This window comes from Ruminococcus sp. RTP21484sp1_RTP21281st1_A8_RTP21281_210402, from assembly GCF_040914025.1.
Classification (GTDB): Bacteria; Bacillota; Clostridia; order Lachnospirales; family Lachnospiraceae; genus Blautia_A; species Blautia_A faecis.
This window is the reverse complement of the sequence record NZ_JBCPGE010000080.1, coordinates 1-10,237: the sequence shown is the minus strand read 5'-3', so window position 1 is coordinate 10,237 and position 10,237 is coordinate 1. Positions and strand designations below refer to the sequence as shown.

Below are 10,237 nucleotides of genomic sequence, written 5' to 3'. Positions count from 1 at the left end.
GAGGTTCAAATCCTCTTGGCGACGGGCTTCAAAGCGTTCGAAAATGTTAGCTGGATTAGCTGACAACGAACGCTTTTCTTATTTTCTAATCACGTTCGTGGCATGAAATTCCATTCAAAATGATCCATTTCCAGCTAACACAATCCGATTTTTGTTAGCTGACAGCTAATCAAAATCACCGGTTTGCAAACATGGTTTTTCAAGAGTCCAGCTAACATTTGGGTTCCGTTCTGTTGTCACCCCTTATTTGGGGATGTAAATCAGAGAAAAGGCAGGAAAAGAAACAATCTCTCCGAAACCTGCAAACATAAATTAGCTGAAACAGTATTCAATTCTATTAGCTACAGCTAATAGTCAAACGGCAATGTCTGTTTGGAACTTTTCTTACAACAAAAGTTCCAGGCAGGCATTTTTTATTTCCTGAATCCTGGAGGAAAGGAGTCAAGATGACTGATGCAAACAGACAATCAGGAGAAAAAGAAGAAAGAATCATAGAAATTGAGATTGAACGTCTCCGCCCTTTTAAGGAGCATCCGTTTCAGGTGAAAGATGATAAGGAAATGTTTCTTCTGCAGGAAAGCATTGAGAAGGATGGCATTTTAAATCCGCTGATCGTCAGACCGGTACTAGATGGATACTATGAGATCATATCCGGTCACAGAAGAAAACATGCTGCGGAGAAACTAGGATACCGTAAAGTACCGGTACCATGATTGGGTACAGGTTGCATTCCTGTTTTCGCTGAGTGTTATTCTGTATCTGATCCTATTTGCAGGAGTGTTCGTAGATACTGTACTGGACATGACAAGAGAACGTATTATTGATTTTATTATATCGTGAGGAGGATATGAAAATGAGCGAAAACAATGATTATATTCAGCTACCACCACTTAAAAAAGACACACCAGCCGATGTGGTAGCATTTATGTGGGAATACATGAAAGTACCGGAGGATTCAAGAGAAAAAGTTAAGAATCTGCTTAAAGATGCAAATGAAAATGGAGTAAAAATAAGTCATCAGGCACCAACACTGTATGATGTTGTTCCGAAAGAAGAAATTGCTGAATTTGAAGAGCTTATGCGCCAAACCATAGCTGACATTGTATCAGAAGCCAGTAGCGTTGCCTGTTGGGTGTATGTGCAGAAATATGTGAAGCACAAAACCCTAAACGAAATGCTGCAAGAATTGCCAGACGTAGGTCAATTCATCCTAGCTATGGATACCTGGTTTGAAAAACTGATGGAGAAATAATCTAGGAAAATAGTTTAAAGTTTACATGTTATGATCATGTATGAAGTTGGAACAAAATAAAAGAATTGTGCTATAATATTGTTCAAGAAAAAAACTCATTGACATATTTCAATCTATTTAGGAGGATAAACGATCATGTGTACAGCAGCAACTTATAAAACAAAAGATTTTTACTTTGGACGAACCCTCGATTATGAATTCTCTTATGGTGATTAGATAGTAATTACACCACGTAATTATGCGTTTAATTTTCGCCATGTTGGCGATATGAAAAATCATTATGCAATTATTGGAATGGCTCATGTTGCAGAAGATTATCCTTTGTATTATGATGCTATGAGGTAGAAAGGAAAGTTCCATGACAAAAGATGAAGTAAAAAAACTCAGGATGAACAGTCCGGAATCACTACAGTTTTTAATAATGCTACAAAATTTTATAATTTAATGATGATGTATCGTTGTGCTATTCGGGAGATACAAACTAAACTTGAGGTTTTGGATGATGAATTTTCAGTTGAGAACAATCGAAATCCTATTTCTTTTATAAAAACAAGAATTAAGAAGCCCAATAGTATTTACGATAAACTGCAGAAGATGGGATATGAATTTACAACAGAAAATATACAGACATATCTCAATGATGTAGCAGGCGTTCGAATAGTTTGTGCGTTTATTGACGATATTTATATGATATCAGATTTGATTACCCAACAGGATGATATTAAAGTTATTGAAATAAAAGATTATATAAAAAATCCAAAATCGAATGGTTATCGAAGCTATCATATGATTGTTGAAATACCAGTATTTTTTGCTAAGGGTAAAACACCTATGCGTGTAGAATTACAGATTCGAACCAATGGTATGGATTTCTGGGCAACATTGGAACATCAACTTCGCTATAAAAAAGGAATTGAAGAAATGCCTGGCTATGATGAGATAAGTGAAGAATTACTTCATTCTGCAAGAGCTATCATTGAAGCAGATAATGAAATGCAGAGAATAAAAGACAAAATTGGTATGTTCCACGAAATTTAGGGAGAAAACTGAGCAAGTAGGAAGGTGGAATATATATGAAACAAGATACTTTAGAGGGCAAAGCAAAAACAAAAAATGGGGTAAAACGGCTGTGTTTTTCCATAATCTGCATTCTTCTGGAAGTGATTTTTATTATTACTATCGTAACACGCTTGAATGAATATGCAGAAATCATAAATTTATTTACAAGGATTTTGAGTGGGATCTTGGTTTTGGGATTGTACGCATCAAATAAGACATCCTCTATGAAAATGCCTTGGGTCATCTTAATTCTAATTTTCCCAATTATGGGTGTAGGCCTGTATTTGTTGATTGGTTTGAATGGTGGCACACATAAAATGCGTGAGCGATATGCAGAAATTGATAGCAAATTGTTACCAATGCTTCCGGACAGTCAGGAGTGTTTGAGCAAAATAAAAGAAACAATTCCGAAAGCAGGAAATATAGCAAGTTACATACAAAGAAATTCGCAGTATCCAATCTATCAGAATACGGATATTGTGTATTTTGATGAAGCAGTGAAAGGATTAGAGGCACAGCTTAAGGATTTGGAGAAAGCACAGAAGTTTATCTTTATGGAATATCATGCGATAGAAGACGCTGAAGCATGGCATAAGATTCAAGATGTTCTGGAAGAGCGAGTAAAAGCAGGTGTGGAAGTTAGAGTATTCTACGATGATATGGGTTCTATAGGCTTTATTAACACAGATTTTGTGAAAAAGATGGAGGCAATAGGAATTCATTGCCGTGTATTCAATCCGTTTATGCCAGGTTTAAATCTGTTTTTGAACAATCGTGATCATAGAAAAATAACAGTTATTGATGGAAAAGTCGGATTTACAGGTGGATATAATCTAGCAAACGAATATTTTAATTACACACACCCGTATGGACAGTGGAAAGATACAGGTATTCGTTTAGAAGGAGATGCTGTTCAGTCGCTTACGGTGACATTTTTGGAAATGTGGAATGCAGTAAGTGATAAGGCTGCTAATGATTCTGATTTTAGTAAATACCTTTTCCACTATGATTATGCGGCACAGCAAACTGGGTTTGTTCAACCTTATGCAGACAGCCCTATGGATAATGAGCAAGTAGGAGAAGAAGTTTATATCAGTATGATAAATAAAGCTGAAAAATATTGTTGGTTTATGACTCCATATCTAATCATAACAGATGAAATGACGCATGCGTTATGTCTGGCTGCTAAGCGAGGGGTAGACGTAAGAATTATCACACCTGGTATCCCTGATAAAAAATTCATTTATAATATAACTCGTTCTTTTTATCATGGATTAGTTAAACATGGTGTTCGTGTTTATGAGTGGACTCCTGGTTTCTGTCATGCAAAAATGAGTGTGGCAGATGACTGTATGGCAACTTGTGGAACAATTAATCTGGATTATCGAAGTTTATATCACCATTTTGAAAACGGCTGTTTTATGGCAGATTGTCAGGCAGTTGTGGAAATAAAAAATGATCTGATAAGAACGATGGGAGAATGTCGTGATGTGACAGACCAATATCAAACCGGACGAAGTGCATATTTGCGACTGGGACAATTATTTATGAGATTATTTGCTGGATTGCTATAAGAATCTGATGAAACGACCTTTCAAAAAACAGTTGATTTAGAAGTTAACTGTTTTTGAAAGGCCGTTTTTGCTATATCTAACAGTCTGTTGTACAAAGAAGATTTTGCATGGATGAAAAAAACAAACCTTGTTGAGGTTAAATTGAGATTGACTTTGTATTGTATAAGTATGAAATAAAAAGGAATCAGGTGATGTACAATGAAAAAGCATAAAATATGTAAAATCCTTCTTGTTATACTGGCAATTTTTTTATGTGTGGCTTTTTATGAATTGCTCGGAATCTGCGTTGCATATAAAAAGCAGCCGGAAGTGTCCAATACAACCAAAAAAGAAACAAAAAATGAGTCATGGAACGAATGCAGTGAAAATACAGAACGGGCAGTAATCATAGAAAAGAATCCAGAAGCGCTTTTACAAAGAGTGCGTTTGATCAAGAATGCAAAAAAGGAAATTATTCTTTCTACTTTTGCATTTCAATCCGATGAAAGTGGAAAATTGATTTTAGGAGCACTGCATGATGCGGCAGACAGAGGGGTACATATTCGTCTGTTAGTAGATGGAATGGAGAGCTGGATTGATATGGAAGGAAATCCGTATTTCTATGGATTATCTTCCCATGAGAATGTTGAAATTAAACTGTATAATAAGGCCAATCCGTTGAAACCATGGAAGATGATGGGTAGAATGCATGATAAATATTTGATTGCAGATGGAAAGAGATATATTCTTGGGGGAAGAAATACATACAATTATTTCCTGGGTGATTTTCCGGGACATAAGAACTATGACAGAGACGTGTTAGTGGTTTGCGATGAACCTGAGAAAGAAAATTCAGTTAACCAGTTGTCAGAGTATTTTGAAACGATATGGGAACAAGAAGACAGTGGCTATTTTCATGACAATAAAAAACTGGCAAATAGAAAATCTGTAAAGAACGCAGTTTTAGAGCTGCAGAACGGCTATCAGAAATATTTTGAAGAGAATAAGGAAAGAATCTGCGATACCGATTACACGGACGAAACTTTTGAGACAGAAAAGATTGCATTAGTGTCAAATCCTATTCACACAGGTTCCAAAGAACCAGTAGTGTGGTATCAGTTGGGAGAATTGATGAAAAATGCAAAAAATCGTGTGAAGATCCACACGCCATATATTATCTGTAATGATATGATGTATAATACATGGGAGGAGATTGCAGAGAACGTTTCAGATTTTTCTATCATGACAAATTCAGTTGCGAATAATGGGAATCCATTTGGGGCTGCCGATTATGCGAAAAACAGAAATAGAATCTTAAGTACAGGAATTAATATCTGGGAATATGAAGGCGGTTATTCATACCACGGAAAAAGTATTCTGATTGATGATGATCTGTCTGTAATCGGTTCCTTTAATATGGACATGAGAAGTGCATATCTGGATACGGAACTGATGCTTGTAATTCGCAGTAAAGATATTAATAAACAGTTGGAAGAGGGCATGATGGAATATGAAAGAGTGTCCCGCCAGGTATTGGAAGATGGAACCTATCGTGATCCATATCATGTAGAGCCAATCGAATTAACAAAGAAACGTCAGAGAAAAATATTTTTGGTACAGCATCTGCTTGGATGGGCAAGGTATCTGTTTTAATAAGGAGGAAGGAAAACGTGTTTCAAATATTGATTGTAGAAGATGATAAAGAATTAAGCCAGCTATTCCAAAAAGTGCTTGAGAAGAATGGATATCAAGTCAAAAGTGCATCGGATGGAGCACAGGCATTAGAAGTATTGGATAAGGAATATATTGATCTGATCATTTCTGATATTATGATGCCGGTTATGGATGGTTATGAACTGGTGTCGGAACTCCGTTCAGCAGGATATCAGATACCGGTACTTATGATCACTGCGAAAGGTTCCTTTGATGATATGCGCCAGGGATTTCTTTCGGGAAGTGACGATTATATGGTAAAACCGGTAAATGTGAATGAAATGGTTTTAAGAGTCGGAGCACTGCTTCGCCGTGCACAGATACTGAATGAACACAAAATTGTGATCGGTTCAACAGAGTTTGATTATGATGCAATGACGGTTACAACTGATAAGGAAAGTCTTGTTTTGCCTAAAAAAGAATTCCTGCTTTTATATAAGCTTGCAGCTTCGCCAGGCAGAACATTTACAAAACAACAGTTGATGGATGAAGTATGGGGATACGAGACGGAGGCAGACCCACATACGATAGAGGTACATATAGGAAGAATCAGGGAGCGTTTTAAAGATAACCCTGATTTTGAAATTGTAACAATGCGTGGAATTGGATACAAGGTGGTGAAAAAATAATGGAACAAAAGAAAGAAAAAGGATTGCGGATCCGATCCTGTCTGACTGGTGCAATCTGGCTGGCACTCGTATTTTCAACAGTCATATCTGCGTTATTATTTGCTTTTTTGAATCATTTTTTTAATCTGCCTGGTAGCATACCTATGCTTGGCTGGCTTTTGATTTTCAATACATTGATTGCAGGGCTGATCACTTCCTTTATCAATGCAAAGTTACTGGAACCAATTACCAGACTTAGTAAAGCAATGAAGGAAGTTTCTCAGGGAGATTTTGAACAGCATTTGGAAACGAACAGCCGTATAGCAGAAGTTGGAGAATCTTATCAAAGTTTTAACGTTATGACAAAAGAACTTCGTGCAACAGAGGTGCTGCAGATGGATTTTGTATCTAATGTTTCTCATGAGTTTAAGACCCCGATTAATGCCATTGAAGGATATACAATGCTGCTTCAGGGAGAAGAACTGTCTCCGGATCAAGAGGAATATGTAGAAAAAATCTTATTTAACACCCAAAGACTTTCTGGATTGGTTGGTAATATTTTGCTGTTATCCAAGTTAGAGAATCAGAATATACCAATGAAAAAAACAGAATATCGTCTGGATGAACAGATCCGCCAGGCATTTCTTTCATTGGAAACAAAATGGACAGAAAAAGAAATTGGTTTTCAGGTAGAATTGGAGGAAGTTAAATATACTGGGAATGAAGGACTTTTTATGCATATCTGGATCAATCTTTTGGATAATGCGATTAAGTTCAGCCCTTCAAAGGGGACAATTACGATGTTTCTGAAACAAGAACAGGATTCTGTTAAGTTCATTCTGGAAGATGAAGGACCAGGAATAGAGGATGATGTAAAATCCAGAATATTTGACAAGTTCTATCAGGTAGATGGATCTCATAAAGCAGAAGGAAATGGCCTAGGTCTTGCACTTGTAAAACGGATTGTAGATAGTGCCGGAGGAACAATCAAAGCAGAAAACCGTGAATATGGTGGATGCAGATTTGTTATAGAGCTGCCAAAGCAGAAAGATGAGATTATATAGTTTTAAGATAAATTAGAAGATGGGAGGATTTATATGACATTTTATCAGGAGTTGCAGTTAAATCAGGCAGGTTCTAAAAACCTGTTGAAAAAGAGTGAAACACTAAAAGAAAAATTGTATCATATGTGGGTATATCTGGTGAAGATAGCTGTTACATTGGCATTTTGTTTTTTCTTTGTTAGTATTTTCAGCATCCTATTTGGAAATGAGAACAGCATTGTAGGTGTAGTAGTCTTATTATGTCTCATGGTGTTTAGAAATGCGGATCTGGGGATCCACACCGGACAATCTACGATGCTTTTGGCTTTGTTCTTTGTAATTATGACTGTATGTCCGCATTTGGCAAATCAGTTTTCACCGGTATTGGGAATGCTGTTAAATATTGCGGCACTGGCTGTGTTGATTCTGTTCGGATGCCATAATCCATTCATGTTTAATCAATCTACATTGGTTCTTGGGTATCTGCTGCTATATGGTTATGATGTTACGGGAAAAAGCTATCAGATACGATTAGTCGGAATGGCTTTAGGTGCAGCACTTACCTGCTTCGTATTTTATCGAAATCATAAAAACAGAACTTATAAAAGAAATCTAAAAGATCTGATACAAGAATTTGATATCACTTCTTCCAGAACAAAATGGCAGATATGTCAGATTTTATGCGTACCGATTGTCCTTTGCATTGCAGAACTTTGTAATATGCCACGTGCAATGTGGGCTGGTATTGCGGCCATGTCCACGATTTTGCCGTTTATGGAAGATATGCACTACAGAGTCCGTAAAAGGATTGTCGGAAATATTGCAGGTGTTATATGTTTTACAGTATTATATTTTCTGCTTCCTTCGTCAATCTATGCATATATAGGAATTCTTGGTGGAATCGGTGTAGGATTTTCAGCACAATATGGCTGGCAGGCAGTATTTAACACATTTGGTGCTTTAGCCATTGCTGCAGAGACTTATGGACTACAAGGAGCGGTTAGTCTTAGAGTGATTCAAAATGTTTTTGGTGTTGTGTTTGCTTTAGCATTTTGTGTTATATTTTATTGGTTTATGTCTAAAAAAAAGGAAAGTGAGGTGACCGTACATGCAGAGTGAAGTGAATCAGGAAGAAAATTTGAATAGAATTATTACGGTTCCTAATCTTCTTTCTTTTTTTCGGCTTTGTCTGATTCCGGTAATTATATGGAGTTATTGTGTAAAGAAAAATCCTCTGTTAGCTGGTGAAATCTTATTGCTGTCTGGTCTTACGGATCTTGCTGATGGATATATCGCAAGAAGATTCCATAGGATTAGTAATTTAGGAAAAATACTTGATCCGGTGGCTGATAAGCTGACACAGGCAGCGATGTTAATCTGTCTGTTTACTCGTTTTCCGCATGTGCTTCTTTTAATCGTAATAATGGCAGGTAAGGAGCTGTATATGGTAGTCAGTGGATGTCTTGTGATACAAAAGACAGGAAAAGTACATGGTGCAGACTGGCATGGAAAGATAGTAACCTTTTTATTATATGGAACTGCAGCGGTGCATATTATATGGTTCCACATTACACCGATGGTATCAGATCTGTTGATTGGTTTGTGCGCTATAATGATGGTCATATCGGTCGCTCTGTATATTATCCAGAATACCAGGACTCTTAAGGAAGAGACTGTATAAGCAATTTTATATTGCAATGACTAGAAAAATATTTAGGAGAAGATAGATATAAACAGTAAGTCAAACACACAAACTATGAAGTCTTTAGTCGGTTTAATAAAATTTTAGATAGAAAATAAATCATTATAAAAAGATCCTGTTCATACTATGATATATAGAACAGGATCTTTATTTACTTTATTTCGCCAGGAAATTGCTCTGAATCTCCATCGGCATATGATAAGCCTGGCCTCGTTTTGTCAGGCTGTATAATTTAAAGCTCATTAGTTCCGGAGTCGCATTCAATGAACTGCAGAGTCCGAAATAATCCAGGTCCTCGTTCTGAACCATCAGCCTTTTAAAATTAGCCAACTACTTTTCCAAAAGTTTTTAAGATGGATCCGGAAGTGACTTGGATAGGGGCATATTTTTTATTTAGAGAAATAAGCTGAATACCGGAATCGGATTGATGATATTTCTTTACATAAGCATCACCATCAAGGAAGAAGACACCGATTTCTCCTTCTTCAAGTGTTTCTTGTTTATGAATCCAGATGATCTGTCCATCCAGATAGAGAGGCTCCATGCTGTCACCACATACCCGGATACCGAAGTCAGCACTGGAAGATACTTCATCACCAACTTCAATTTCGGAAAAACGGTCGGAATCAAGGAATTGTCCTGTTCCAGCTGAAACCGGGAGATCATAGAGACTGAGAGTTCTTCGTGGAAATTGATAAATGATTGGTTCTTCTCGAATGTATTCCCCACTTTTCATTAATAGGTTCATGTAGTCAAGAACTTTGGCTTGTCCTTCGTCATTTAATTTGGAGAAAAGTTTCTCATCCGTTCCAATCTGGAATGTTCTATTTATATCGGAAATCTCAAGAATCTCACAGAGGGCAAAAAATTGTAAAACATTTGGCAGGTTTACATTTTTTTCCCATTTACTGATAGAATGAGCTTTTACATCTAAGCCTCTTTCACACAGAAGAGCTGCCAGTTGTGGTTGAGACAGTTTTCGGTCTTTTCTTTTATTAGCAATAATGGATCCAAAATCTTTCTTTATCATCATACACCTCCATATGCAGGTATTTATTCCCTATATATACTATAACCCATAACAGATAAAAAATCAACAATAATAGCGTTAAAATCCATAAAAATGACATATTTGCCACTTTATAAAGATTTAAAAGCGATATATAATGCCTATATAGAAAAGAACACACGTTCTAAAAAGGAAAGGTGAAAATGTGGAAAGAGTAATATTGCACAGTGATGCCAATTGTTTTGTGTGACTTGAAAGTCACTACATTTATTGTCTTACCGTAAGGTGTAAGACCTGC

Annotated in this window: 10 protein-coding genes and 2 pseudogenes; 10 read left to right on the top strand and 2 right to left on the bottom strand. The window is 36.6% G+C overall.

What is annotated here, in order from left to right; genetic code table 11:
- Positions 1–446: 446 nt before the first annotated feature.
- The 10 genes and pseudogenes from AB5170_RS21945 (at position 447) to AB5170_RS21900 (ending at position 8,909) form a co-directional block, all read left to right on the top strand.
- A complete protein-coding gene (locus AB5170_RS21945) occupies positions 447–713 on the top strand; it encodes a ParB N-terminal domain-containing protein (RefSeq protein ID WP_226837811.1) in 267 nt (88 codons plus the stop codon).
- A 140-nt stretch (positions 714–853) separates the two neighbouring features.
- Positions 854–1,252, top strand: a complete 399-nt coding sequence (locus AB5170_RS21940) for a hypothetical protein (protein ID WP_330392848.1) — start codon at positions 854–856, stop codon at positions 1,250–1,252.
- A gap of 135 nt (positions 1,253–1,387) precedes the next feature.
- Positions 1,388–1,591 (top strand): annotated as a pseudogene (locus AB5170_RS21935) (linear amide C-N hydrolase); the annotation flags it as partial.
- Positions 1,592–1,610: 19 nt separating this feature from the next.
- Positions 1,611–2,290 (top strand): annotated as a pseudogene (locus AB5170_RS21930) (GTP pyrophosphokinase family protein).
- Positions 2,291–2,325: 35 nt separating this feature from the next.
- Positions 2,326–3,885 (top strand): cardiolipin synthase, encoded by a 1,560-nt coding sequence (gene cls / locus AB5170_RS21925; protein ID WP_118254530.1) that lies wholly within the window; start codon positions 2,326–2,328, stop codon positions 3,883–3,885.
- A 198-nt stretch (positions 3,886–4,083) separates the two neighbouring features.
- Entirely contained in the window at positions 4,084–5,517 is a 1,434-nt protein-coding gene (locus tag AB5170_RS21920; RefSeq protein ID WP_195392160.1) for a phospholipase D family protein, read from the top strand.
- A complete protein-coding gene (locus tag AB5170_RS21915; RefSeq protein WP_003693048.1) occupies positions 5,496–6,206 on the top strand; it encodes a response regulator transcription factor in 711 nt (236 codons plus the stop codon). Before AB5170_RS21920 ends, AB5170_RS21915 begins: the two co-directional genes overlap by 22 nt.
- Positions 6,206–7,249 (top strand): HAMP domain-containing sensor histidine kinase, encoded by a 1,044-nt coding sequence (locus AB5170_RS21910; RefSeq protein WP_173719622.1) that lies wholly within the window; start codon positions 6,206–6,208, stop codon positions 7,247–7,249. The genes AB5170_RS21915 and AB5170_RS21910 overlap by 1 nt, the downstream gene beginning before the upstream one ends.
- 33 nt (positions 7,250–7,282) lie before the next feature.
- Positions 7,283–8,347 carry an FUSC family protein gene (locus AB5170_RS21905; RefSeq protein ID WP_368361693.1) on the top strand — a complete coding sequence of 355 codons (1,065 nt, stop codon included), beginning with the start codon at positions 7,283–7,285 and terminating at the stop codon, positions 8,345–8,347.
- Positions 8,337–8,909, top strand: a complete 573-nt coding sequence (locus AB5170_RS21900) for a CDP-alcohol phosphatidyltransferase family protein (protein WP_147602559.1) — start codon at positions 8,337–8,339, stop codon at positions 8,907–8,909. The genes AB5170_RS21905 and AB5170_RS21900 overlap by 11 nt, the downstream gene beginning before the upstream one ends.
- A 177-nt stretch (positions 8,910–9,086) precedes the next feature.
- Here the strand turns inward: AB5170_RS21900 and AB5170_RS21895 are convergent, their stop codons facing one another.
- Together AB5170_RS21895 and AB5170_RS21890 are read right to left on the bottom strand one after the other, a co-directional pair.
- Positions 9,087–9,260, bottom strand: coding sequence for a hypothetical protein (locus tag AB5170_RS21895; RefSeq protein ID WP_226815871.1), 174 nt, complete (start codon positions 9,258–9,260; stop codon positions 9,087–9,089).
- The gene (locus tag AB5170_RS21890; protein WP_148463582.1) at positions 9,253–9,963 is read right to left on the bottom strand and encodes a S24 family peptidase; all 711 of its coding nucleotides are present in this window, start codon (positions 9,961–9,963) and stop codon (positions 9,253–9,255) included. The genes AB5170_RS21895 and AB5170_RS21890 overlap by 8 nt, the downstream gene beginning before the upstream one ends.
- Positions 9,964–10,237 lie beyond the last annotated feature (274 nt).